The organism is Mucilaginibacter mallensis, from assembly GCF_900105165.1.
In the GTDB taxonomy this organism is placed as follows: domain Bacteria; phylum Bacteroidota; class Bacteroidia; order Sphingobacteriales; family Sphingobacteriaceae; genus Mucilaginibacter; species Mucilaginibacter mallensis.
Genome location: NZ_LT629740.1, coordinates 5,644,519 through 5,668,800 on the forward strand (window position 1 = coordinate 5,644,519; position 24,282 = coordinate 5,668,800).

The following is a 24,282-nucleotide window of genomic DNA, read 5'->3' on the forward strand; positions in this document are numbered from 1 at the left end:
ATTTGAAAGGGTAATCCAAAAGAATGGCTACGTTAAGCTGAAAAAAAAATAACCGCTGTTTCAGTTGATCGGCACCAATACCTGCACGGGAGCCCCATTAGGATCTGTCGTTGTCTGAATGTCAATATAGGTAACGTTGACATTAGCAATTTTACTGCCAGGGATAGTAAAGTATTTGCCAGGAATAATTATCATATCACCACTGTCATTTTCGTAGGTAGTCGTTTTAACGCCACTATTTGCCAATTCAATCACCTGGCTGTTTTTACGCAGATCCCTTCTTCTTGTACCGCTCAAAGTGATGTAAGCCAGCTCATTTTTGTCCGGTACGGTATCGAATTTCTCAAGAATGCCGGAGTAGATTACAGTAACTTCTTTGGTTTCAGAAACCACATCAACCAGCACAAGGTCTACCTGCGCACGTTTGGAAGGTTCTAATAGCAGGCCTGTAAATAACCGGAGGTACATGTTTTCCCCAATCAGCATAAAATTAAGGGAAGGAAACCAGATAAAGCATTGGGTTACCACAAGCCCGGCCAAAAAGCCAAAAAACGTTTCCCAAAGAATATACCAGAGAAAAGAAGTGAGTTCCTTATCAAAGAGGGAATTATCGCTGATAATATCTTTTTGACTGGAAAAGATATTCAGCAGCAATCTAAAATCAATTTCCCTGCCCCACCAGTCTATTACACAAACAGAAATCAAATGTTGTACTAGCGGCACAATTGAAAAAAAGAAAAGCGTTTCTGAAAAATTGAGCTTGGACAGGATATTGATAAAGTTTCTTCGGGCTAGTTCACCAGAAAATGTTGACGCAGCCTGGCTGGTTTTATCTGAGAACCTCCAAAAAGTGATTCCAATTCGGAAAAAAAGAGCTGGTAACAGCAGCAATAAAATGATTAACGCTCCTAAAGCTATATTCATTAACCGGCAGAAAAGGGATTAACGATTGCCCGATGCAGGTTTAGGAGATTCCTGAACGGAATTAACTTCTGCGGTCTTTTGTTGGTGAGGATCGGACACAGTATAGCCAAGTTGCTCGTAAAAGCTATTTAGCAAATCATTAGATTTTTTTGTGTTTTCAATTACCTGGTAACCCTCAAAACTCATTATTGGTTCCATGTTCCCTCCAATTATAAATCAAATATAAAAAGAAATGCTAAATATAGCAAGCATGAAATCTATTTTTTGTTTGATATAATTAGCATTTGACAATCTAATTACTGGATTTTCATTTTCTTAATAATATTTTCCAAAGCGGAAGATTGTTTTTCCGACAAAGTTCCTTTTCTTTCACAATCCCGTTTTAAAGAATCGACAAACTTCCTGTCAAACCACTTATTGTCCTCCGACCATTTCAACACCATATTGATCCTGTTTAAAAATGTATTTGTTTCATAGCTGGTGAAATCAAGGAATTTCTTGTTGATCTTTTCACGAATGCTCATTTGCTTTTCGGATAAAACCCTTTTACGCAAAGTGTCCGAATAAAATTCATATTCAAATTCCGTAATCACATTTTTTTCAAAAAGATATTCCAAAACCTCTGCGCTAAGGCTTTTAGAAATATCATCTTTTAACCGGTTAATGGAATCAAATATTTTATTGCCTTTTTCTATTCCTAAAAATTTATTGATGCAGCAGTTACCCACTTCAGTCTCGTTGCCATTTTTATCGTTTTTAATTACGCATATATTCTTAATCGGATAATGGCCACAAAGACAAGTCTGAAATTCTTCACTCTGGTAAGCATAATCAAAATCCCATTCGTTTTTTGCGATTTCCCAATATTTGGAAACACTTAGTTTAATGATTTCTTCTGTGAGTTTAAAGTGCATAGTGATAAAGCTTAGTGTATATGAAGTTAGTTATTTAAATTAATTTCATCGATATCTAGTGATATCATGTTTGAAGTTTATATAGTAAGCATAAATTATAAACTCCATTAACTATGGATCCATAGTTAAAGACTAAATAATCTCAAATGGTTAAATTGGATAAAATTAAAACTTATCCATCATGCAATCAGCCTATTTATATGTCCGCGTTAGTACGGATGAACAAAAAAAGACGGGATATTCTCTTATTGAACAGGAAGCGCGTTTGCTCCAATATTGTGAAATAAATCATCTCAAAGTCAAAAGCATATTCCGGGAAGATTACTCCGCCAAGGATTTTAACCGGCCCGAATGGACCAAACTTATTAAGACAATTAAGAAAAACAAGCGACGGCCTCCGGAAAAAATTTTGTTTCTTAATTGGGACCGTTTTAGTCGAAATATTGAATACGCCTATCAAACACTTGGGATTTTGAAGAAGCTCAATGTGCGTGCTATGGCTATTAATCAGCCAATTGATATTGATATTCCGGAAAGTATCGTTTTGCTGGCAATAAATTTATCTATGTCCGAGGCAGAGAATAGCAGGAGAGGAAAGAATTGTTCTGATGGTATGCGAAGAGCCAGGAAAATGGGCCGTTGGCCTGGTAAAGCACCAGTAGGTTATATTAATACTACTGGTCCTGACGGAAGAAAATTTATTGTTCCAAAGCAACCGGAAGCCAGTCATGTTAAATGGTCATTTGAGCAAATGGCGAAAGGTATTTATACCATGAACCAGGTTAGAAAAATGGCAAACCACAACGGCTTTCATTGCAGCAGAAATAATTTTTGGAAAGTTCTGCATAATCCAATGTATTGTGGTATTGTAACAGTACCGGCAAATAAAACTGAGGATATGCTATTGGTTAAAGGCGTTCATGCCCCTCTTATCTCTGAAAATCTATTCAGCAAAGTTCAATGTCTCAATAGTATAAAGCAGCGGGATAGATCAAAAAAGATAAGTCAAAATCATTTGTTTCCATTACGTGGATTTTTGATATGTCCATATTGCAGCCGGCGTTTCTTAGGAAGCTTTTCTCAAGGTAAAACTTCAAAATATGGTTATTACCATTGTTCAACATCCAGGTGTAAAGGTAGATTTAGAGCTGATAAATTAGATAAAGCATATGAAGAACATTTGAAGAAAATTCATCTTCGTTCTGAAACCTATGATTTGTTTAGCCTAATACTGCAAGATGAAAATATCTTTTCAGTGCGAAAGGCTCACATGGATAGTAGTAAAGCAATCACCGACGATATTTACAAGCAGGAGATGTTGCTGGCAAAATCAAGGCATTTGCTGGTTACGGGAAAAATCGATGATGAGGATTTTGATTGTTTAAAACAGGATTATAAACAAAATATAAATAGCTTAAATGAACGGCTAAATCTAGTTACTGCAATATTAACTGAGAGTGATAGTAACCAAACCGAATGGATGTATACAGCCTCAAACGTTTTTCAATCTTATAAACATCAGGACATTTACGGCAAACGATTTATGATCGACCTTCTTAAGCCATCCTCCATAAATTTAAGTGAAAGAAATATTGATAGTATTATTATCAATAAAGCCCTTTCTAAAATTTTCGACTATAAAACTTACAATTCGTAAGTATATCTCTTAATCAATGAGGCCAATTACTTCTCCCAATAAATTTAACACATATGATGGAACAACATAAAAAAAGATTACCAGCGGTTTTTTCAAGTAGGAAAGTATCACCAGATCAGGCTGTCAACTTATTAAGACGAAACGGGATTCAGGTGAATGAAGAACAAGCTGCGATTATTTTGGATTTTCTTTACCTATTGGCAAGAACTTACAGCAAGGTAGCCGAGTACGAAGCCGCTGAGAGTGCGATTTGACGTTTTGACAAATTCGCACCTAAGGGGATATCGAACACCAAAATCTCTTTTAACTAGCCAGAGTGTGGTTTTTGGCAATTGGAAACAATATTAAAAGAAATTATCGAACACCTTCTTTCTGGCTATCTTTACAAGATAATGCACTTTCAATCAGATAATTATGATGACAAAAAAGGGAGATACTCATGATTGAGTATCTCCCCTAGTGGAGCCGGAGGGATTCGAACCCTCGTCCAAACCGCAGCTCACAACCTCCTTTGGCTACTAACCCCTTTTGTGTAGCTTTGTGCATGTTACAAGTTTTCAATAACAACCCATACCAGGAGAATACCTATATACTATACGATGAAACCGGCGAGTGCGCTATTATCGACCCGGGGATGTATACGGCTGCGGAGCAAAACGCGGTGGTGAATTTCATTCGCGATAATAAACTTACGCCTGTGCTGCTGCTCAATACGCATTGCCATATCGATCATGTGCTGGGCAATAAGTTTGTGTTCGATCAGTATGGCCTTAAGCCGCAGTTCAACATCGGCGAGCAGGAGATTATGGACGCGGTTGTGGCCTATGCCCCGGCAATGGGTTTCCGTTATGATCCTTCACCTCTGCCCGAAGTGTATTTGCCCGAAACAGGTACCGTTAGCTTTGGTAATACCACGCTGGAACTGATCTTCGCTCCGGGCCATTCGCCTGCGCACCTGTGCTTTTATAATCGTGCCGATAATATACTGGTGGGTGGCGATGTGTTGTTCCGCGGCAGCATTGGCCGCAGCGACCTGCCGGGCGGTAACCATGCCCTGCTCATCAAAAACATCGAGGAAAAGCTGTTCACCCTGCCGGGCGACTGCACGGTATACCCCGGTCATGGCCCCGAAACTACGATCGCTTATGAGAAGGAAACCAATCCCTTTTTCTAACTTAGCAGCCACTTGAATACTTCTGTTTACATAGCCAAACGGTATCTCTTTTCGCGCAAAAAGATGAACGCCATTAATATCATCTCGGGCATATCCATGCTGGGGGTGTTTATTGGCAGTGCGGCGCTGATCATTATCCTGTCGGTATTCAATGGCTTTGAAAAGGTGATCCTGAACCTGTACAGCAATTTTACGCCCGAGATTAAGGTGGAAACGCGCTTCGGTAAAACATTCAACCCCAACACAGCCTACTTTAACGAGCTGAAAAAAGATCCTAAGATATTTTCCTACACCGAAGTATTGCAGGAAAAGGCCCTTTTAAAATATGGTAGCAAAACGTTTATCGGCACTATAAAAGGTGTTAGCGACGATTTTTTGAAGAACCGCAAACTCGATAGCACTATTGAGGATGGCTCCTTCACCCTAAAGGCTGAAGGGCAAAATTATGCCGTTATTGGTGGCACTATAGCAGGCACGCTGTCGGTAAATATTAATGACGAGCAAACGCCATTGCAGGTATACGCCCCCAACCGCAATAGCATGGGCGGCACCAACCCGCTCAACGAATTTATAGTGCGTGATATTATGCCCTCGGGCGTGTTTAGTATTCAGCAGGATTTTGACGACATTATGGTCACCCCTATGGTTTTTGCCCGTGATCTGCTGGATCAGCCAACGAATGTATCTTCTATCGAGATCAACTATAAAAACCTACGGGATGTTGACGCGGCACAGCAGGCTATTATAGATCATATTGGTAAAAACTTCACGGTTAAAAACCGCATACAGCAAAACACCGAGTTGTACAAAACATTAAATTATGAGCGCTGGTTCATCTTCATGATCCTGGTTTTTGTGCTCATCATAGCCATATTCAACATCATTGGCTCGCTTACCATGCTGGTGATTGATAAGCGTAAGGATATCGCCATACTATCAAGTTTAGGCGCAGGTAAAAAGCTGATACAGGGCATCTTCTTTTTTGAGGGGATGATGATCTCGGTTATTGGCTGCGTGACGGGTATTGTTGTGGGTTTAATATTCTGCCTTTTACAACAGCATTACGGTTTCGTAAAAATGGGCGGACAAATGGAGGTAATAGATGCTTACCCGGTACAGATCAGGGTATCGGACTTTGGGCTGGTATTTTTAACCGTCGGTATTATAGCGGTAATTGCTTCAGGCATTAGCGCCCGGCTAAGCATTAAAGGGCTTGATGAAATAAAGCATGATTTATAGAGGTGAAAGCTGAAAGGCTAAAAATTCATCGGAATAAAACAAAAAGCGTTTAATATAATTATCTTAGGGAGGTTGATTTAAACTATTACCTTTGACATTTACCTTTGGCCTTTAACCAATAATAACATGGAATCGAAACGTCAGCAAAAATTCGCCGGAGTAATTCAACAGGACCTGGCAACTATATTTCAGCGCGAAGGAAACAACTACCTGCCCAATACAATGGTAACCATCACAAAAGTTAGGGTAACACCCGATCTGGCCATTGCACGCATATTCCTGAGCTTTTTTAACAGTACCAATAACCAGCTGGCTTTACAAACCATAAAACTGCATTCCTCAGAAATACGCTATAAATTGGGCGCACGTATTAAAGACCAGGTACGCATCATCCCTCAACTGGAGTTTTTTATTGATGATACCAGCGAATACGTTGAGCGTATGGATAAGATCTTCGATAAGATCAGCAAAGAGGAACGTCAGAAAGATGTTGAGGAATAGTTAATACCGCTTTATGGATGCATCCGCCCGTTTATCGGCCTGGCTTAAAGATCACCCGCAAACAATTAGCAAGGTTGTTGATATTGATACCGATACCGACCGCCTGCTGAAGCTTGAACTTACATCAGCCAACAAAGAACTAAGTATCGATATCCTTGATAATACCGATAGGTTTTGTGCCTGGGTAAACCAAAAACTGGCCGACAATAATTGCCGCTATGGCATTGGCGGTTATATGGAGTTGCGTACCATTTACGATAACCGTACACAATTTGATACCACCGGCGAAGAACGCCGCAACCTGCATTTAGGGGTTGATATTTGGGGCGATGCAGGAACGCCGGTTTATGCACCACTAGCAGGCACCATCCACAGTTTTCAGGACAATGATAATTTCGGTGATTATGGGCCGACTATCATTCTCACCCATAACCTCGACGGATTAACGCTATACAGCCTGTACGGGCACCTGAGTCGCACTAATTTGGTTGGATTAACCGTTGGGCAACGAATTGAATCGGGGCAACAGATTGCTAATTTAGGTGAAGTTCATGAGAATGGTAACTGGCCGCCACATCTCCATTTTCAACTCATGTTGGACATGGAGGGTAAGGCCGGTGACTATTTCGGCGCCTGTAAAAAATCAGAAAAAGATAAGTACCTGCAAAATATTCCTGACCCGGATATTTTGTTAAGATTCTCTAATGGAATTATTTTAACCACCTTGTCATCCTGAACGTAGTGAAGGATCTTCTTCGCCTTGTATGGCGAAAATGCAAGTCACAGAAGTTCCTTCACTACGTTCAGGATGACAATCAGGAGGATTCGGGTTAATTTATCCCCCTGAAAATCCTGTTCCAGCGGATATTTTGTAAGAATGATTTACTGCTGTCCACACTCATCCACGTAAACAAAGCCTTGCCCACAATATGATCTTCGGGTACAAAGCCCCAAAAGCGGGAATCTTCGGAGTTATGGCGATTATCGCCCATCATCCAGTAATAATCCATTTTAAAGGTATAAGTATCGGTTTTTTTGCCGTTGATGAGGATGTCATTACCAATTAGCTCTACCTTATTGTTTTCATAAATCTGTATGGCACGGCGGTAAACCGGGAAATTCATACTGTCGAGTTTTACAGTCCAGCCCTTTTTAGGGATGATGATAGGGCCGTAATTATCCACGTTCCATCTCAGGCGTGGATCATGCGGAAAAATATCGGGATCATAAACACCCCTTAGCTGATAATATTGATGAATGCTCTTTACTATCGGATTGCCCTTTAAATGTTCAGCAGCCTGTGGTGTCATCAACAGTTCTATATCTTCGGGGGTGATTTGTTGCCTGATGGTAATGCCCAATTCCTTTATAACTTTCGGATCGATGCCCGTCACTTCGGTATGTACCAAATAGGATGGTTGATAGTTTACCGGGTTGGGTTCTGGCTTATTGTTGATGTAAACCTGGGCGTTCAGTATGGATAGGGTGTCACCAGCAATGCCCTCGCAGCGCTTTATGTAGTTTTCCTGCTTATCAATAGGCCTGCACAGCGGCGAATCAATATCCATGGGATAGTTAAACACAATTACATCACCCCTTTTAACATGGCCAAGGCCCGGTAAGCGGTAATAAGGCAACTGCAAGCCGCTCCAATAAGCTTTGGTGCCCAAAAGTGGCATGGTATGCTGTGCAAACGGGTATGATACAGGCGTTATGGGCGTGCGTGCGCCATAGCTAACCTTGCTTACAAACAGGTAATCGCCCACTAGTAGTGTGCCTTCCATTGACCCGCTGGGGATAACGAAAGCCTCCATAAAAAATACCCGGATAATTAGTGCTGCAATTAGAGCGAAAATTATGGCATCAACCCATTCCCTTTTCCCACTTTTCCTCTTCCTTGTTTTGGGTTTACTTTTCCTTCTCCAGAATTTCCAGTTCATTCAATTGCTAATGTATGATATTGAATAACCTGCTCCAGCGTATTTTGCCAAAGAACGATGCATTATCATCCCAGCTCATCCAAATAAATAATGCTTTGCCTACAATATGGTCTTCTGGTACAAACCCCCAATAGCGTGAATCTTCTGAATCATGGCGGTTATCGCCCATCATCCAGTAGTAGTTCATTTTAAAGGTATAAGTGTTGGTTTTTACACCATTGATTAAAATATCATTACCTGATACGCTGACCTTATTGTGCTCATATATTTCAATAGCGCGGCCATATACCGGGAAAGTAAGGCTATCTAAGGTAACTGTCCAGCCCTTTTTAGGGATAATGATAGGGCCGTAATTATCTACGTTCCATTTAAACAGCGGGAATTTATCACCTATTGAATACTTTGGATATTTGCGCGGGTAAACCGGGTTAAAGGGATCAATCACACCCTTTTGCTCTAATCTTGGTGTTAAGTTTTTTACGTTGGAGTAACCTTTTAACACACTTGCCGATGCCGCGGTCATAGTAGGGGCGCCAAGATTATTTGGATCATAATAAGATATATTAAGATCGCTGGCTACCTGTGGGTTAAGGTCCTGCCCTATGGTAGAGTAAGTATAATCTATCTGCTCGCCCGGAGGGTTTGGCATAGCTTTGCCATTTACATAAACCTGGGCATCAACAACACTCAGGGTATCGCCGGGGCCACCCTGGCAGCGTTTAATATAGTTTTCGCGTTTATCAACCGGGCGGTAATACGGCGAATCGGCATCCATTGGGTAGTTAAATACCACTACATCGCCTTTTTTAACATCGCTAAAGCCGGGTAAACGGTAATAGGGTAGTTCAATGCCATCCCAATATGCCTTGGTGCCCAAAAGCGGCATGGTATGGTGCGCAAACGGGAAAGCGATAGGCGTCATGGGTACACGCGGACCATAATTCAACTTGCTGACAAATAGAAAATCACCCACCAGTAATGATCTTTCCATTGATGGTGTAGGTATGGTATAAGCCTCAACAAAAAATGAACGGATGATGGTAGCTGCTATTACGGCAAAAATTATGGCATCTGCCCACTCACGGGTCTTGCTCTTCTTCTTTTTAGGGGCAGTTTTGCTCTTAGTTTTTCTGTTCCAGAATTTCCAGTTCATATTCTTTAAATATTGGGGAGGCAAATTTTATTAAACGCTAAAGTTAAACATGTCCTGTATGGAGTGGAACCCTTTTTTATCCTTTATCCACTCGGCAGCAAGTACTGCGCCTAAGGCAAAACCATTGCGGTTATGGGCGGTATGCTTAAATTCAAGGGTATCCACTTCTGAATCATAGATTACCGTATGTGTGCCCGGTACGCTGTCAATCCGGTGTGATTCGATCAGCAATTGCTCATTTTTAACATTGTCATCAACGGTATTGTCGTTGTCGTTTATTAAAATGTTTGCCCAGTCTCTTTTGGCATCCAGATTTTCAATAATACCTTCGGCGATGGTTATGGCAGTGCCGCTTGGCGAATCCAGTTTTTGGGTATGATGAATTTCCTCAACCTGTACTTCGTAGTAAGGATAATTGTTCATCAGCTTAGCCAGTATTTTATTTACATGGAAGAATATATTTACGCCAATGCTAAAGTTTGACGCATAAAGTATAGTGCTGCCATTTGGTTCATGTTGCGCTTTTAATGCAGGTAAATGTTCATACCAGCCTGTTGTGCCTACAACTACGGGTATGCCGGCCTCAAAACACTTATGTATATTGCTTAAAACAGACGAGGGCGTAGTAAACTCAATAGCAACATCGGCCTTTTTTAAATTTTCTACGGTGAGCTCATGCATGTTGTCATGATCTATAGTTAATACAATTTCGTGCTTGCGGTCAATGGCTATTTTTTCAATTATTTTACCCATTTTACCGTAACCTAATAATGCAATCTTCATTGGCTGTTCTTTTATTTCTGTTTGGCGATAATGCGAATTATCCGGCTTAAAACCAAAACTATTTGAGCGTAAAGGTAAGTTTTAAACCGGGAATAATAGGGGCATTTATATTTTCGGGGAGATGTGTAATATTTGCAAGGTTTCCTGCAAACTGATGTTGCCGGTTATTTAAGCACAAAGGTGAGCTTTAACCCCGGAATAACAGGTCCGTTAAAGCCCTGCATTGCAAAGTTCTGCTGGTTAATTATAGTAGGCTGGATGTTGAATGAGAAGTCAGTATCCATAGTATAGGAGTGCTTAAATTTGGCATCAATATAGGCATCAACCGCTTGTATTCCCCAGGCAGCCATAAAGCCTAATATACCCAGGTCGCGGTTGCGTATATAGCCGTTAACCTCGTCATATACGGTTTGGGCAGGTATACCGGCATTAACGTAAGCCGTATACAAAGCATATTGAGGGTCCTTTGTGCCGGGCGTTTGTCCCCGTTCATAGTAACGCGCCACAATTAAGAGTGGCCCGTACTGGCGTTGGTTAAATATTACCACATCAACCAACAGGCCCAGGCCGGCATATATAATGGGCACTTTCCACCATTGGTTATTGTATAGCTGGCCCCAGCCGGGTATCATTAAAGAGCGCACTACAGCTTTATGCGGATCATGCAAACTATCGGGGTGATACTTTTTTTCTTCTTTGGTTACTTTGGGTATAAAGCGCTTCGAAGTAGCCGAATCGCGCTTCATGTTCAGGCTGTCCTTTTTATTTCTTATGGTATCTGTTTGGGGTTTTTGCGCCATTGCTGAAAAAGCAAAGCCCGTTAACAGGATGATTATAAGCAGGTGTTTACACATTTTTTACCAATCCAACATTTCAAGGATCCGCCCAAGGTCGTCTTCCGATAAAAAAGGTATTTCTATCATACCTTTTCCCTGGCTGCCAACTTTGAGCTTTACTCTTGTACTAAATTTTGAAGCCAGATCATCCTCTATCTTTTGCAGCGAGTACGACATGGGTTCGGGCTGTTTGCCCTCTTTTTTTACCGGTGCCTTTTGTATTTCACGTACCAGTTCTTCAACCTTACGAACGGATAAACCATCCTTTATAATATGCTGATGTATAAATAATTGTTTTGCAGGATCCTCAACAGATATGAGCGCGCGTGCGTGGCCCATGCTGATCTGCCCATCACGGATGGATGCTTGTATAGCGGGCGGCAGCTTTAATAACCTTAAATAATTGGTTACGGTTGAACGGTTTTTGCTTACGCGATCACCAAGCTCCTCCTGTTTAAGGCTGCACTCCTCTATCATCCGCTGAAAGCTTAAGGCTACCTCCATAGCGTTAAGGTTTTCACGCTGTATGTTCTCTATCAGCGCCATTTCCAGCATTTGCTGGTCATTGGCGGTACGTACATAAGCAGGTATTTGCGTTAAACCGGCCAGTTTTGAGGCGCGCAAACGGCGTTCGCCCGATATAAGCTGGTAGCTGTGCGCATTTATACGCCTTACAGTTATAGGTTGTATCAACCCCTGTAATTTTATGGAGTCGGATAGCTCGCTTAATGCCTGCTGGTCAAACTCGGTACGGGGTTGAAAAGGGTTAACCTCAATCTCAGCAATCTTTATCTCGTTCACAGAGCCCATGCTATTTACTTCGGCAGGAGCAGAAACAGCGCTGTTCTTATCGGGCATTACACTAGCAGAATCATTCAACAGGGCGCTTAACCCTTTTCCAAGGGCGTTTCGTTTTTCATTACTCATTATTATGCTGTTTCTATAGTTGCGGTGGTTTCATCTACAACCAAACCGTTTTTACGTATAATTTCGCGTGCAAGGTTAAGGTAATTTATGGCGCCCTTGCAAGTGGCATCGTGCATAATTACTGATACACCAAAGCTTGGCGCTTCGCTTAACCTTGTATTGCGTTGTATAATGGTATCAAATACCATGTCTTCAAAATGCGTTTTCACTTCCTCAACCACCTGGTTTGACAGGCGCAGGCGCACATCATACATGGTTAATAAAATGCCCTCGATTTTAAGCTCGGTATTTAAGCGCGACTGTACAATTTTTATGGTATTCAGCAACTTGCCCAAACCCTCCAACGCAAAATACTCGCACTGTACCGGTATAATTACCGAATCGGCAGCGGTTAAAGCGTTTATGGTGATAAGGCCCAGTGATGGCGAGCAGTCAATTATAATAAAGTCGTACTCATCGCGTAAGCTGTTGAGCACATGCTTCATTTTAAACTCGCGGTTCTCCAGGTTTATCATCTCTATCTCGGCACCTACCAGATCGATGTGGGCAGGCAGCAAGTCAAGATTTGGGGTATCCGTATGCTGTATGGCATCGTGCGGGTCAATATCATTAATTATACATTCGTAAATGCTATTCTTAATATTGCGTGGATCAAACCCGATGCCTGATGTTGAATTGGCCTGCGGATCAGCATCAACAAGCAGCGTACGGTATTCCAATACGGCTAAACTTGCAGCCAGATTTATGGATGATGTAGTTTTTCCTACGCCACCTTTTTGGTTGGCTAAAGCAATTATTTTACTCATTGTGTATATTCAAAAAATTTAAAAACCAGGAATTATAACCAGTGAAAACAGAAACATAAATTTCTAACTTCGTAAAGTTTTTTTAGCCCGCGCTAAGATACAAAATTAACTAATTGATTGCGATTTGGCGATGCAGGTTAAGGTTGAATAATGATATTTTACTCACATTTTTACCCTTACTTACACACAATCTGCAACATATGGCCCGCAACGCTTAAATAAAAAATGATCACCATAATCTCATCAACCAACAGGCCCGGAAGCACAACGTTTAAAGTGGCGCAATATTACCATAAAAGAATGCACCAAATGGGTGCTGAAGCTGGTTTGCTATCATTAATGCAGCTGCCGCCAAATTTATTGGAGACCGATTTGTTTGGCAAACGCAGCGAAGCATTTAAGCCTATACAGGATATTATTACCCAAACCGATAAGTTTTTATTTGTAATACCTGAGTATAACGGCAGTTTCCCCGGCGTGTTAAAAGTGTTTATTGATGCCTGTGATTTTCCCGAAAGCTTTTATGAAAAAAAGGCTGCCCTGGTAGGTGTATCAGCAGGCAAATATGGCAATATACGCGGTATCGACCATTTTACAGGGGTTTGCCATTACATAAACTTGCATGTAATGCCGTTAAAGTTGCACATAGCCAATATTAAAACCGAGCTGGATGAGAGCGGCAGCTTTTTTAAAGAGGATACTCTTCGTTTTACTGATGAGCAGATAGAGAAATTCATCGCTTTCTGATTTCATCGCTTAATCTTTAGTTTATTATTAAGGGTTGATTAAACCCGGTTTAACCGTGTGGTTATTTTTGACTTATTTGGAGTTAATTGCCTGATTTTCATTGTTAAACATGTTTACAATGCCAATATTATTTGGTATTTTTAAGCCTGCCAATCTGCTATCACAATGAAATTTTTATACTATTTATTAGTTTTAATTCTTATTGCTCCAATTTTTTCAAACGCCCAGGGAACTTATAAACACGGCTACATAGTAGGCTTAACCGGTGACACCGTAAAAGGCTATATTGAATATAAAAAATGGGAGAAAAACCCGGATACGATAAATTTTAGAAAAGATCTTCATGATAGCCCGGTTCAAACCTTTACGGTTTTTACCGCAAGGGAATTTGCGATAAAAGGGAGTGACACCTACAGGCGCTACATCATAAACATTAGCCAGGATCATGTTGATAAGGCAAAGTTAAAAACTGGAATAGACACCAATTTTATAGCTCAAAATGTATTTTTACAGATACTTACCACCGGCAACAATGTTACGCTCTTTAGTTATACTGATAGCATAAAAACCCGGTATTATGTTTCGGAAAGTATGTATGAGGAACCGCGTGAACTTGCCTACAGGGTTTATTATCAGGGTAAAACCCTCGGCGGTATACAAACCGATACAACCTACCGCAACCAGTTCAGGTACCTGGCACTAAAATATAAGCCAATTGTTGATACGGCAAAAGCTAAAGCGGCAGCCGCCGCTGCTTTAGCGGCAGCCGCCGCGGCTAATCAGGTAGCTGTTACCAAACAGATAAAGCGAAAATCAAAAACGACATACAGGGTAAAGGCGCTTAGTAAAAGCGCTATAGCCAAGGTTAAAAACCAGCGGATAGCCGCGGAAAGAGACTCTGTCGCCAATGCAGATACGCTGGCCACCATGATCACCAAATCAAAATATGTGAAGATCGACCTGGTAAAAATAGCAAAGGCAATTAATGGCGATACCAAGGAAAAATTTGATACCATACGGCATTGGTGGTTTGCCGGATTGGCTATTAATGATAATGTGCTGGGATTAAATGGCCCGGCTAAATTCCCTAACAGCAGCTCAATTTTTCCAAAGATATCATTAGGTTACAATGTGTTCTTAAACAAAAAAACGGAACGGATGGTGTTTCGAGCGGAGCTGTCACTCTCGGCAAATAAGTACAACTTTCCTGATACGAAGGATACGTCGGGAGCTGTTAATAGTTTAAGCAAGATCAGGCAATATACGTTTTCTGTAGCGCCACAATTGATTTATAATATATATAATGAAATAGAGTTTAAGGCCTATATTAACGTTGGTATATCTGCAAACCTATCCGCCTATAATAAATACACCTTTACCCACACTTCATCTGATACAACAATTGTAAAAGATAAATACCCTAAGTTATCGTCATTCTGGTTTAATGTACCCATAAAAGCAGGCGTGGTAATTGATAACCATTACGAATTTTATCTGGGTTATGCCTTTCCTGCTACTTTAACTAGCGGCAGCCCGGGCTATACAGGTAAGCTTAAACAGTATGAGTTAGGCTTTAATTACTTCTTCGGGTTTAACTGATCACCGCACTATTACTACCCAGCCTGATATTTTGGGTGTATTGTTTTTCAGGTCGATAACATAATAGTAGGTGCCGGCGGGTAGTACCCGGCCGTTATATTTACCATCCCATGGTTTACTATAGCCAATGCTTTGGAATACTTGTGTGCCATAACGGTTAAAAACCTGTAATAGGCTTTCAGGATAGGTGCTTAAAGCGGCGATATTCCAAAGATCATTAATGCCGTCGTTATTAGGAGAAAATGTATTGGGTATTTCCACATGTTGATATACTCTTACAAATACCTTGCTGCTATCAATACCGCAATTGCTTGTTGATGTAACGTGCAGTGTATAGGTAGCATCCTGATTTGGGGTAACAATGGGGTCTAATGTGTTAGAACCCGATATATAAGAATTAGGCGTCCAGTAAAAAACATCGCCATTTTGAGCGCTGCCATTAAGTTTAACCGATTGCCCCTCAACTATGATCTTGTTGGGCCCGGCATTGGCCACCGGTGTTTTTAACACGTTTACAGTAGCTGTTTCGGTAGCGTAACATTTAGCTTGATTATAAACCTTAACGGTGTAAGTAGTCGTATCCGTAGGGGTGGCGATTGGGTTGGGCACTGTAGGATCATTCAAACTACCAGCCGGCGACCATTGGTATGCTACCCCGCCCTGAGCAACAAGCTGGGTGCTTTTGCCTGCACATATTGTTGTAATGCCGCTGATCGTAGCAACAGGCTTTGGATTTACTGTAATTTGCGTTGATGCAGTACTAGGGCAAGAATATTGATTGTATGCGGTTACTGTATATTTACCGGCATCCGCCAACGTAATTCCATTAATAACTAAGGGATTTTCACTAATTGGCGATAAGTTAGGCCCCGACCACTGATAAGTTACCCCGCCTGTAGCTAAGATGCTTAAAGTGTCGCCCTCGCATATTGATTGAGTTAGCGGAACGCCCCCTATTACCGGGTTTGTTGAGACATTAACAATTAACGGCGCCGAATAGGTGCGGCAACTGGCTAATGTGCTGGTTCCGTTGGTTATACCCACCCTGTATTGATACGAACCCGGCACCGCATTCTGAAAAACGACATTAAGTGATGGGGCGGTTTGTCCGGCTGTATCAACCCACCCACCATTGGTATGGTAGGATTGCCATTGATAGTTGGGATTAGTATTGCCTCCAACCTTGGCATCTAAAGTAAGAGTAGCATTGGCGCCCTGGCATAGCGGTTGGGCTGCTGGTCCCGTAACAGAACCAAACCCAGCATCAATTACCGGGCCGCAAGCCCTGAAGGTAATGTCATCCAAAATTAAATCGTTGCCATTGCCCCCGGGTGCATTATTTGTCATTGCAACTGTTACCGACGAAACATTATCGGGTGTAGTAAAATATAAACTTTCCTGGTTCCAAACAGGGTCCTGTGTTGCGTCAATTGTACCTGTTGATTTCGTTGCCAGCACTGTTCCGTCAGGAGCTAGTACAGAAAAAGTAATATTAGGCTCACTAACCCCTGGGCCACTGGCAGCAAGTGTTATGAGATTAAGTATATAGGCAGAAAACTGATAGGTAGTGCCGGGGCACAACGTTGGTGCGCTTTGTGTAAAAAAAACGCTTGGCTGGGCCGATGCATTAACGACCATCATATAACCGTTAGGGTTCCCGGTATGGTCTGATGTTACACTTTGCCAGGTAGTATGACAATTTTGATTGAGGTTAATACTGTTAACAATGGTATAATAACCATCCTCCGGGCAGTTACTGGTGGTGTAGGTCATATTGGTAACACCTGCCGGTAACGGAGCGCCGGGGTTTGAGCCCGAACCAAAGGTTTGATTGATAACCGGGTCGCCTAAACTGCCGTCGCAGCTGGTTGGTTGCTGTGCCCGGACTTGTAAAGTAGCAGCAATTAATATGAATGGGAATAGAATAGCAAAAATTATTGGGCGCATCAAAGTTCAGGGGTCACAATGGTTTATCTTCAAAAATATATTTTTTCATTGATACGGTATCCTAATTTCTATATAACGTTTGTTACAAATGGGCAGATTTCGATAAAAATAAAAAAAAGTTCACAAGGGGTTAATTATTTAACTATGAGGTCAATGGCAATATTGGCGTATGCAATCTAATATTTTAGTAATAGCAAACAGCATAATTTTTTGCATTTGTTTGCAAAAAATTAAATTATAGCGATGCGCCTAAAGGCTGATCAGTAAAGGGGATGTTTTTTACAGTTAGATCATGGAGGTGGGATGGCTAATATTACAGCACACAGTACTACTCTATTTGTCATCCTGAGGAACGAAGGATCTATCCGCCATGTTTAAGAACAGGGCAGATCCTTCGTTCCTCAGGATGAGAATGATGAATAGATGATTACAGCAAACAAATCGTATTTTTACGCATACTTAACAGCCTTTTGTGATCAAATTTTACGCTACCCTATTACTTGTTCTACTGTTCAGCGGCGCTTTATTCGCCCAAAAAAACACTGATTCGTTAAAGAAAGACAGCACCCGGCAATTAAACCAGGTTACGGTAAGAGGCTATCTATCCGAACAGAAAGTGCTTGCTGTGCCAGCATCGGTTAGTGTGCTCACCCCGGCACAGTTAAAATTACAACCCGATAATTCCTTAGTATCTGCCATGAACACCGTACCCGGTGTGCGTATGGAGGAGCGCTCGCCAGGCAGTTACCGCTTGTCTATCCGTGGTAGTTTATTGCGATCGCCATTTGGGATCCGCGATGTGAAGATCTATTTTGATGAGATACCTTTAACTGATGCAGGCGGTAATACCTATCTCAACGCTATTGATGTAAACAGCGTGCAAGGCATCGAGATATTAAAAGGACCTGATGGCAGTTTGTTTGGCGCAAATTCGGGCGGAGTAGTATTGATAAGCCCGGTAAACCGTTATGCTGATAGCAGTTTTATATCCGCAGCGGTTGATGGCGGCTCCTATTCGTTATTGCATGAAAGCTTCGCCTTTCAGGATCATAATGCCAATAACCAGCTGAATATAAACCAGGCTTATGAAACTTATGGGGGTTACCGTCAAAACAGCAGCATGTACCGCAATTATTTCCAGGCGGTTGACAGGTGGAAGATCAGCACTGCTGATAATCTTAAAATACTGGCCTTTTACTCCGATCTCTTTTATAAAACGCCCGGCGGCTTAACCCTAAGCCAGATGGAGGCCGACCCGCGCAGCGCCAGACTGCCGACTAAAACCATACCCGGCGCTATTGAGCAAAAAATCGCTATCGGCACAAAAATGCTGATGGGTGGTTTGGTGAACGAGGCGCATATAACAGATAATATCAGGAATGTACTATCGGTTTACGGTAGTTATGTTAATTTTTATAACCCGTTCATCACCAATTATGAACAGCGTTACGAGGGTACTTTCGGTATGCGTACCTATTTTGAATTGACCGGGCAACAACACCCAAACTATAGCTGGAAAGCCAATGTAGGTTTGGAATGGCAGCAAACCAACTCGGATATTAACAACTACGGCAATAACATGGGCACGCGCGACACTGCCCAAACCCTGGATAAGATAAATACCAACCAGCATTTCTTTTTCGCCCGTTACAGCGCTGATTTTTATAAGCGCCTGCACGTGGAAGCAGCCATGAGCCTCAATTTTTACGATTATAAATTCAGGAACGTATACCCGAATGATGAACCCGATTTTACCAATCGCCCATTTACGGCTCAACTAATGCCAAGGCTTGCCCTATCCTACCAGATCACCAATAACTTTGCGTGGCGTGCGTCGGTAAGTCGTGGTTATTCAACGCCAACTACTGCCGAAATCCGCCCTACAGATAATGTGATTAACACCAGTTTACAGGCTGAATATGGCTGGAACTATGAAACTGGTTTCCGCTTGCGTAATGATGATGAAAGTATGTTTTTAGATGCTTCGGTGTTTTTATATAAACTGCAAAATGCCATTATCCTGCACATCAACCCGAATGAAACGGAAACTTACCTGAACTCGGGCGGTACTAACCAACCTGGTTTTGAACTGTATTTTACCGACTGGCTCATCAGGCAAAATGACGACAGCTTTATACGTGGTCTGCAGCTTAACGAGTCGGTAACGCTGGATAAGTTTACTTTCAGCACCACGCATAACCAGCTTACCGGTGTGCCGCAACAGGTTTTGATCAGCAGTTTGCAGGTTAGATTCCCACAATCATTATATTTTTTCATTCAGCACAATTATACCTCGCGGCTGCCGCTTAATGATGGCAATACCGTTTTTGCGCCGCATTATAATTTACTGGAAGCGAAGATTGGCTGGCAGCATTTGTTCAGTCATAAAACGAAATTCGAGATTTATGGTGGGGTTGATAATATCCTGAATGAAAACTATAGTTTAGGCGATGACCTTAACGCCGTTGGCAACCGCTATTATAACCCCGCGCCACCGCGTAATTATTATGTGGGGATTAAGGTGACGATTTGATATTATTACCCCCCCCTATGATTTAAAACCCCATCGGGGTTAAATATCGGTAGATAAAGATAAACGGGGAGATATATATGTGCCGTAGGTACATAACCTATACGGCTTAATAGTACAGCGATAGGCATATCTCGCGAAAAAAATATGCCTATCGCTTAGTTGGTTTAACTTATTCCGAAACGTTCCCTCCGCGGCCTTTATTGTCAAAAGCACGGAATTTTACGTTGTTTCCGGTCACTATAACAGCATCGTTATAAACTTTGCTTTTGGTGTCAGGGTCTTTTCCATCAGTTGTATAGCGGATAGTAAAGCCCGGGAACTGCATGTTCGCCTTGTATTCGCCGCCACGCATCATAACACCCGGTTTTGGTATGCGATAGCTGTATCCGCCATTTAAATAAGTTAAACGGGGCAGCTCGCGTTTGCCCAATACGTTTAAAAAGTTTGCCCACGCCTGTTGGTACATGGCGCTGCTTTTAGTAGTATCCGGTTCAGTTGCCCATTGCGGGTCCTGTGCCCAGGCACGCTCGGCCAGGCCCAGTACTGATGGGAAAATCATATACTCCATGCGCTCTGGGGTTTTAATGTTTTCGCCCCATAAACAGCCTTGCAGGCCGGCAATATTGGTTTTACCATAATCGGTAAGGCGTTGTTTGCCGATGAAAATGCTTTTGTTTATTGGCAGACCATCACGATCAACCGAAGTGTTTTTAAAGTAATCATAAGGAATAAACGAGAATGGTTTATCAATATCAACAAAAGCGCCCCAGTAATAGCCCGGCTCATCAAATGATTTGTAGTGGGCCATATCAAAATACAGGTTGGTTACTGATGAAAGCACCACTTTGTAACCAGCATTTGCCAGTTTATAGGCCAGATCTTCCTGACCGCTGCCTATGGAATTGTTCCATACTTCGGTTTGCAGGTGGTATGGGGTGAAATCGGGGTTTGGTACGTAAGCAGCCTTGCCATCAAGCATGGTTTTGCGCAGGCCCATTTCTTCCCATCCCGCAAGGGTTAAACCTTTGTCTTTTAACAGTTGGTTAATACGGCCATAAAAGTAATACCACAGGTCGCCGGTGCCGCTTATTTCAGGGTGACTAGCCTTCAAAGTTAAATAAGCAGGCGACTGTTCCCAAACATGTGCGGGCACTTCATCACCACCAAAATGTATGGTGTTTAATGGCGCTCCGGCTTCTTTGTAAATGCCTGCAATATCATTGATCACCGTTTCGAAAAAAGTATAGGTTGACGGCAGCGATACATCGATCACGTTATCATTCCAGTACTGAACTGAGTTGTACTCTGATTTATCATTCAGGTCACGCAGCAAATATTTTACCGCTTCGGCCTGTTTACCTTCGGCCATTAAACGGCGGTAACGGGCATCCATAGCTTTGATGGATGCACGGGCATGGCCCGGCGTCTCAATCTCAGGCATTACCGTAATATGGCGGGCAGTAGCATATTTTAAGATCTCGATATAATCAGCACGAGTGTAAAAACCACTGCCTGCTAATCTGCCTGTTTCCGGACCTGAACCATGCGATGCAGGTAAAAAAATTTTGCTATCCAAAGTATGGCCGCGCTGCGAGCCGATTTGAGTTAATTCAGGCAAAGTTGGCAGCTCAATACGCCAGCCTTCATCATCCGATAAATGGAAGTGGAACACATTCAGCTTGTACAGCGCCATCACATCAAGCAATTTCAACACCTGCTCCTTGGTTTGAAAGTTACGGGCAACATCAAGCAATAAAGCACGATATGGGAAACGCGGCTGGTCCTTTACTTCAACACATGGTATTTCTACTATCTTTTGCGCATGGGCATAAGCCGCTGCCGGTATTAATGTTTTTAACGATTGTATGCCATAAAAAGCGCCAGCCGCATTGGTAGCGCTTATAATAATGGCGGTTGGTTGTACGCTAAGCTCGTATCCCTCATCACCCAAGCCGTCTTTATATTTTAGGCTGATGATATTTGCTACTGATTTGCTCGCCAGCTTTTTGCCGAAGAGGGTTTGCAGGTCGGCTTCAAAGCCCAGTATTTCTTTGGAAAACTTACCATCGGTAGTAAACTGAACGTCAGCCGTAAGGTTGAAAGTGCCGGTAGTTTCCTTATAACTTGCCGGCGTAGGGAATATTTTTGTTAGCTGCTGCTCGGGTACATCTTGTATTTTTTGGTTCTGATTATAGATGATAGCCGGGGTAACCAGTCCTGGATAGTTAGGTTTAAAGGGTAATACCGTAAAATCACCGGTGGCATAGCCTTTTTCGGGTTGTGCATCCCATACGAGATAAATGCCTTCGGGTGCATCGGTAAAATTGATGACCAGTTCATCGCTCACAAACTGAATGGTTGCCGATGCGCCGGGCTTTAAAGCGGTAAAAGTTGCAGTTGGGGTGATGGTGAATAAGTCGCCGTTTAATTTGGTGATAACCGCATTGCCGCTAACCGTGGCAGAGGCAATACCACGCGCCGAGTTAAAATGCAATTTCCAACCCGATGCCGGCAATGTTGTTTTGCCGGTATTGGTAATAACCAAAGCGTTTAATGATTCGGCTTTGTTTTGGTAATTGTTTTGTACTGCTTGCCAGCTGATGTTCAGCTTATGGGCATCAAAAGTTGGAACAGGAGCTTGGGCTGTGGCTTTAATGCAAAAAGCAACAGCAAAAATCAGGACAAATAAGCGGCGCATATTTAATTCAGTATTAGTTTAATATGAAAAGAAAAACTAAAATACTATTTTTAAAATGACTGCAATACTTTTTAAATTATTTTAAAAAGAAAATTTTATCCAGCCATTACCCTCATAGCCAAAGTTAAAAAGTTTGGGATGAATGATCTCTGCTAAGATCTCTACAGAATCAACTATCCGCGGGCCGGGGCGGTTAAAGTACTGGTTGCCATCGGCAATATAAAAGCGATTGTTTTTAACAGCTTTCATGGCTGCAAACCCCGGCAGGTTAAGCAGCAGGTCTATCTCCCTTATGGTACGCTCAATAGAAAAACCGCAAGGCATTACTACAATAATTTCCGGATCCTGATGCTGAATATCCTCCCATTTTACAAATGGTGAATGCTTGCCTGCCTCGGCCAAAATACTGCTGCCTCCGGCTATGCTCACCAATTCGGGTATCCAGTTGCCCGATACCATGAGCGGTTCCAGCCATTCAATACAGGCAACCGTTGGTCTGCTTTCCACATATTTTAATTTATGGCGGATGATATCAACGCGCTCCTCCAGGTCTTCAATCAAAGTATTACCGGCTGTTTCTACATTTAAAGCGACAGCCACCGTTCTTATATCCGTAAATATATCCTGAAAAGTATTGGGCTGAAGGGATACCATATGTGCCTGTTTATTTAAATAATTATCCAGCGCTTCTTCCACATCATTTAAGGATACCGCGCAAACCTCGCATTGTGCCTGGGTGATCACTACATCGGGCATAAGCTCTTTGATCACTTCGCGCTTAACAGTATAAACTGATAATGCATCAGCCAGTATCTCTTTTACCCGAACATCAATAGCAGCACTGCTCAAATCATCAGGGAAATTAGCTTCGGAGCATATCGGTAAATGTTTAATGCTCTCCGGGTAATCACATTCATGCGAACGGCCCACCAGCTTATCTTCGAGGCCAAGCGCGCAAACTATTTCGGTAGCGGCAGGGAGTAATGAAACAATTTTATCTACAGGCATGTTGTTTTCGATGTGCAAATATTATAAATGTGCAAATATGCGGATGTGCAAATGTGCAGATATTATTTAATGTGCAGATCGATTTTTATGATTCTGATACCAATCCATAATTGTCTATTCATTCGCACATCCGCATATTTGCACATCCGCACATTAAACCAATTTGCATATCTGCACATCCATACCATATCTTTACGGTAATGATATTCCTTACCTTTTTCATCGGGCTTATAGCCAATTTTGTTGGTTATATACCTCCGGGAAATATTAACCTGACCCTTGTGCAGATAACCGTTAACCGGGGATTAAAGCAGGCGGTGCAATTTATAATTGCCTTTTCATGCGTAGAGTTCTTTTTTACCTACTTTATTATGCATGCGGCCAAGTGGCTATCGGGCGAGGTAAGGCTCGATGTTATTATTGACTGGGTAATGATGGTTTTATTTACTGTAATGGGCGTAATAACCTGGGCACACCGTAATAAACCGCCTCAAAAAACATATTCAGAACGCGATAGTATAAAATACGGCATCCTATTAGGGTTTTTAAACCCGATGCAGATTCCTTTTTGGATGATTACCGGTACCTATCTAATTACCCACGAGTGGATTGAAGATGGCAAGCTTGCTTTGGTTATTTTTAGTATCGGCTCGGCGGCGGGAGCATTTATATGCCTGTTTCTGTATGCAAAATTTGCCAAATACATACAAAGTAAGTTCGCGCTCAGCACCCGTGTTATTAATACGGCCATTGCGGTTTTATTCTTTGCTTTTGCTGCTTACCACGTGGTGAAACAGGTTTATCTGCATTTTTTCAAGCACTAGTTTTGGGTTGATTAGGTGAGTGGTTGATTTATTTTCTCAAATTTCATTACTGTTAACTGCCCACTGCAAACT

Annotated in this window: 22 protein-coding genes; 10 read left to right on the forward strand and 12 right to left on the reverse strand. The window is 42.0% G+C overall.

Translation table 11 applies throughout. The annotated features are described in order from the left end of the window. Nucleotides 1–60: 60 nt before the first annotated feature. The 3 genes from BLU33_RS23250 to BLU33_RS23255 form a co-directional block, all read right to left on the reverse strand. The gene (locus BLU33_RS23250; RefSeq protein WP_091379115.1) at nt 61–924 is read right to left on the reverse strand and encodes a hypothetical protein; all 864 of its coding nucleotides are present in this window, start codon (nt 922–924) and stop codon (nt 61–63) included. Between the two features lie 18 nt (nt 925–942). Further along, the gene (locus tag BLU33_RS25245; RefSeq protein WP_157682340.1) at nt 943–1,122 is read right to left on the reverse strand and encodes a hypothetical protein; all 180 of its coding nucleotides are present in this window, start codon (nt 1,120–1,122) and stop codon (nt 943–945) included. A gap of 98 nt (nt 1,123–1,220) precedes the next feature. After that, nucleotides 1,221–1,838, reverse strand: a complete 618-nt coding sequence (locus tag BLU33_RS23255; protein ID WP_091379118.1) for a hypothetical protein — start codon at nt 1,836–1,838, stop codon at nt 1,221–1,223. 181 nt (nt 1,839–2,019) lie between these two features. On the opposite strand from BLU33_RS23255, the gene BLU33_RS23260 reads away from it, so the two are divergent. The 6 genes from BLU33_RS23260 (at nt 2,020) to BLU33_RS23285 (ending at nt 7,145) form a co-directional block, all read left to right on the forward strand. Continuing rightward, nucleotides 2,020–3,495, forward strand: coding sequence for a recombinase family protein (locus BLU33_RS23260; RefSeq protein ID WP_091379122.1), 1,476 nt, complete (start codon nt 2,020–2,022; stop codon nt 3,493–3,495). 53 nt (nt 3,496–3,548) lie between these two features. Beyond that, nucleotides 3,549–3,749 carry a hypothetical protein gene (locus BLU33_RS23265; protein WP_091379124.1) on the forward strand — a complete coding sequence of 67 codons (201 nt, stop codon included), beginning with the start codon at nt 3,549–3,551 and terminating at the stop codon, nt 3,747–3,749. A gap of 290 nt (nt 3,750–4,039) precedes the next feature. Next, nucleotides 4,040–4,669, forward strand: a complete 630-nt coding sequence (locus BLU33_RS23270; RefSeq protein WP_394331786.1) for an MBL fold metallo-hydrolase — start codon at nt 4,040–4,042, stop codon at nt 4,667–4,669. A gap of 12 nt (nt 4,670–4,681) precedes the next feature. Next, nucleotides 4,682–5,908 (forward strand): ABC transporter permease, encoded by a 1,227-nt coding sequence (locus BLU33_RS23275; protein WP_091379130.1) that lies wholly within the window; start codon nt 4,682–4,684, stop codon nt 5,906–5,908. Between the two features lie 126 nt (nt 5,909–6,034). Next, nucleotides 6,035–6,409 (forward strand): 30S ribosome-binding factor RbfA, encoded by a 375-nt coding sequence (gene rbfA, locus BLU33_RS23280; RefSeq protein WP_091379132.1) that lies wholly within the window; start codon nt 6,035–6,037, stop codon nt 6,407–6,409. Nucleotides 6,410–6,422: 13 nt separating this feature from the next. Then, nucleotides 6,423–7,145, forward strand: coding sequence for a peptidoglycan DD-metalloendopeptidase family protein (locus BLU33_RS23285; RefSeq protein WP_091379135.1), 723 nt, complete (start codon nt 6,423–6,425; stop codon nt 7,143–7,145). 94 nt (nt 7,146–7,239) lie between these two features. Here BLU33_RS23285 and lepB (BLU33_RS23290) read toward each other — a convergent pair whose 3' ends face one another. The 6 genes from lepB (BLU33_RS23290) to BLU33_RS23315 all read right to left on the reverse strand — a co-directional run bounded on the left by lepB (BLU33_RS23290) (nt 7,240) and on the right by BLU33_RS23315 (nt 12,854). Next, nucleotides 7,240–8,349 (reverse strand): signal peptidase I, encoded by a 1,110-nt coding sequence (gene lepB, locus BLU33_RS23290; protein WP_091379138.1) that lies wholly within the window; start codon nt 8,347–8,349, stop codon nt 7,240–7,242. 7 nt (nt 8,350–8,356) lie between these two features. Continuing rightward, on the reverse strand, nt 8,357–9,502 hold the full coding sequence (gene lepB / locus BLU33_RS23295; RefSeq protein ID WP_091379141.1) for a signal peptidase I: 1,146 nt from the start codon (nt 9,500–9,502) through the stop codon (nt 8,357–8,359). A 30-nt stretch (nt 9,503–9,532) separates the two neighbouring features. Next, nucleotides 9,533–10,285 carry a 4-hydroxy-tetrahydrodipicolinate reductase gene (gene dapB, locus BLU33_RS23300; RefSeq protein WP_091379144.1) on the reverse strand — a complete coding sequence of 251 codons (753 nt, stop codon included), beginning with the start codon at nt 10,283–10,285 and terminating at the stop codon, nt 9,533–9,535. Between the two features lie 164 nt (nt 10,286–10,449). After that, nucleotides 10,450–11,139 (reverse strand): DUF5683 domain-containing protein, encoded by a 690-nt coding sequence (locus tag BLU33_RS23305; protein ID WP_091379148.1) that lies wholly within the window; start codon nt 11,137–11,139, stop codon nt 10,450–10,452. A 3-nt stretch (nt 11,140–11,142) separates the two neighbouring features. Continuing rightward, entirely contained in the window at nt 11,143–12,048 is a 906-nt protein-coding gene (locus BLU33_RS23310; protein ID WP_172829290.1) for a ParB/RepB/Spo0J family partition protein, read from the reverse strand. A 2-nt stretch (nt 12,049–12,050) separates the two neighbouring features. Next, nucleotides 12,051–12,854 (reverse strand): ParA family protein, encoded by an 804-nt coding sequence (locus BLU33_RS23315; RefSeq protein ID WP_091379153.1) that lies wholly within the window; start codon nt 12,852–12,854, stop codon nt 12,051–12,053. A 225-nt stretch (nt 12,855–13,079) separates the two neighbouring features. On the opposite strand from BLU33_RS23315, the gene BLU33_RS23320 reads away from it, so the two are divergent. Then, on the forward strand, nt 13,080–13,601 hold the full coding sequence (locus BLU33_RS23320) for an NADPH-dependent FMN reductase (RefSeq protein WP_091379156.1): 522 nt from the start codon (nt 13,080–13,082) through the stop codon (nt 13,599–13,601). Nucleotides 13,602–13,766: 165 nt separating this feature from the next. Continuing rightward, nucleotides 13,767–15,200, forward strand: coding sequence for a porin family protein (locus BLU33_RS23325; protein WP_091379159.1), 1,434 nt, complete (start codon nt 13,767–13,769; stop codon nt 15,198–15,200). Here the strand turns inward: BLU33_RS23325 and BLU33_RS23330 are convergent, their stop codons facing one another. Next, nucleotides 15,201–17,147: a gliding motility-associated C-terminal domain-containing protein gene (locus tag BLU33_RS23330; RefSeq protein WP_091379161.1), complete on the reverse strand. Its 1,947-nt coding sequence runs from the start codon at nt 17,145–17,147 to the stop codon at nt 15,201–15,203. Between the two features lie 472 nt (nt 17,148–17,619). Between BLU33_RS23330 and BLU33_RS23335 the strand changes: the two genes are divergently transcribed. Continuing rightward, nucleotides 17,620–19,680, forward strand: a complete 2,061-nt coding sequence (locus BLU33_RS23335) for a TonB-dependent receptor (RefSeq protein ID WP_091379164.1) — start codon at nt 17,620–17,622, stop codon at nt 19,678–19,680. Nucleotides 19,681–19,849: 169 nt separating this feature from the next. Here the strand turns inward: BLU33_RS23335 and BLU33_RS23340 are convergent, their stop codons facing one another. Both BLU33_RS23340 and BLU33_RS23345 read right to left on the reverse strand, forming a co-directional pair. Next, the gene (locus BLU33_RS23340; RefSeq protein WP_091379166.1) at nt 19,850–22,378 is read right to left on the reverse strand and encodes a family 20 glycosylhydrolase; all 2,529 of its coding nucleotides are present in this window, start codon (nt 22,376–22,378) and stop codon (nt 19,850–19,852) included. 81 nt (nt 22,379–22,459) lie between these two features. Then, a complete protein-coding gene (locus BLU33_RS23345; RefSeq protein WP_091379169.1) occupies nt 22,460–23,386 on the reverse strand; it encodes a cobalamin-binding protein in 927 nt (308 codons plus the stop codon). Nucleotides 23,387–23,586: 200 nt separating this feature from the next. On the opposite strand from BLU33_RS23345, the gene BLU33_RS23350 reads away from it, so the two are divergent. Continuing rightward, nucleotides 23,587–24,210 carry a LysE family transporter gene (locus BLU33_RS23350; RefSeq protein ID WP_091379171.1) on the forward strand — a complete coding sequence of 208 codons (624 nt, stop codon included), beginning with the start codon at nt 23,587–23,589 and terminating at the stop codon, nt 24,208–24,210. Nucleotides 24,211–24,282: the final 72 nt, after the last annotated feature.

What these genes read in the sequence shown, in the direction of transcription:
- BLU33_RS23250 (WP_091379115.1), bottom strand. Translation starts at nt 924, where the DNA reads ATGAATATAGCTTTAGGAGCGTTAATCATTTTATTGCTGCTGTTACCA.
- BLU33_RS25245 (WP_157682340.1), bottom strand. Translation starts at nt 1,122, where the DNA reads ATGGAACCAATAATGAGTTTTGAGGGTTACCAGGTAATTGAAAACACA.
- BLU33_RS23255 (WP_091379118.1), bottom strand. Translation starts at nt 1,838, where the DNA reads ATGCACTTTAAACTCACAGAAGAAATCATTAAACTAAGTGTTTCCAAA.
- BLU33_RS23260 (WP_091379122.1), top strand. Translation starts at nt 2,020, where the DNA reads ATGCAATCAGCCTATTTATATGTCCGCGTTAGTACGGATGAACAAAAA.
- BLU33_RS23265 (WP_091379124.1), top strand. Translation starts at nt 3,549, where the DNA reads ATGATGGAACAACATAAAAAAAGATTACCAGCGGTTTTTTCAAGTAGG.
- BLU33_RS23270 (WP_394331786.1), top strand. Translation starts at nt 4,040, where the DNA reads ATGTTACAAGTTTTCAATAACAACCCATACCAGGAGAATACCTATATA.
- rbfA (WP_091379132.1), top strand. Translation starts at nt 6,035, where the DNA reads ATGGAATCGAAACGTCAGCAAAAATTCGCCGGAGTAATTCAACAGGAC.
- BLU33_RS23285 (WP_091379135.1), top strand. Translation starts at nt 6,423, where the DNA reads ATGGATGCATCCGCCCGTTTATCGGCCTGGCTTAAAGATCACCCGCAA.
- lepB (WP_091379138.1), bottom strand. Translation starts at nt 8,349, where the DNA reads ATGAACTGGAAATTCTGGAGAAGGAAAAGTAAACCCAAAACAAGGAAG.
- lepB (WP_091379141.1), bottom strand. Translation starts at nt 9,502, where the DNA reads ATGAACTGGAAATTCTGGAACAGAAAAACTAAGAGCAAAACTGCCCCT.
- dapB (WP_091379144.1), bottom strand. Translation starts at nt 10,285, where the DNA reads ATGAAGATTGCATTATTAGGTTACGGTAAAATGGGTAAAATAATTGAA.
- BLU33_RS23305 (WP_091379148.1), bottom strand. Translation starts at nt 11,139, where the DNA reads ATGTGTAAACACCTGCTTATAATCATCCTGTTAACGGGCTTTGCTTTT.
- BLU33_RS23310 (WP_172829290.1), bottom strand. Translation starts at nt 12,048, where the DNA reads ATGAGTAATGAAAAACGAAACGCCCTTGGAAAAGGGTTAAGCGCCCTG.
- BLU33_RS23315 (WP_091379153.1), bottom strand. Translation starts at nt 12,854, where the DNA reads ATGAGTAAAATAATTGCTTTAGCCAACCAAAAAGGTGGCGTAGGAAAA.
- BLU33_RS23320 (WP_091379156.1), top strand. Translation starts at nt 13,080, where the DNA reads ATGATCACCATAATCTCATCAACCAACAGGCCCGGAAGCACAACGTTT.
- BLU33_RS23325 (WP_091379159.1), top strand. Translation starts at nt 13,767, where the DNA reads ATGAAATTTTTATACTATTTATTAGTTTTAATTCTTATTGCTCCAATT.
- BLU33_RS23330 (WP_091379161.1), bottom strand. Translation starts at nt 17,147, where the DNA reads ATGCGCCCAATAATTTTTGCTATTCTATTCCCATTCATATTAATTGCT.
- BLU33_RS23340 (WP_091379166.1), bottom strand. Translation starts at nt 22,378, where the DNA reads ATGCGCCGCTTATTTGTCCTGATTTTTGCTGTTGCTTTTTGCATTAAA.
- BLU33_RS23345 (WP_091379169.1), bottom strand. Translation starts at nt 23,386, where the DNA reads ATGCCTGTAGATAAAATTGTTTCATTACTCCCTGCCGCTACCGAAATA.
- BLU33_RS23350 (WP_091379171.1), top strand. Translation starts at nt 23,587, where the DNA reads ATGATATTCCTTACCTTTTTCATCGGGCTTATAGCCAATTTTGTTGGT.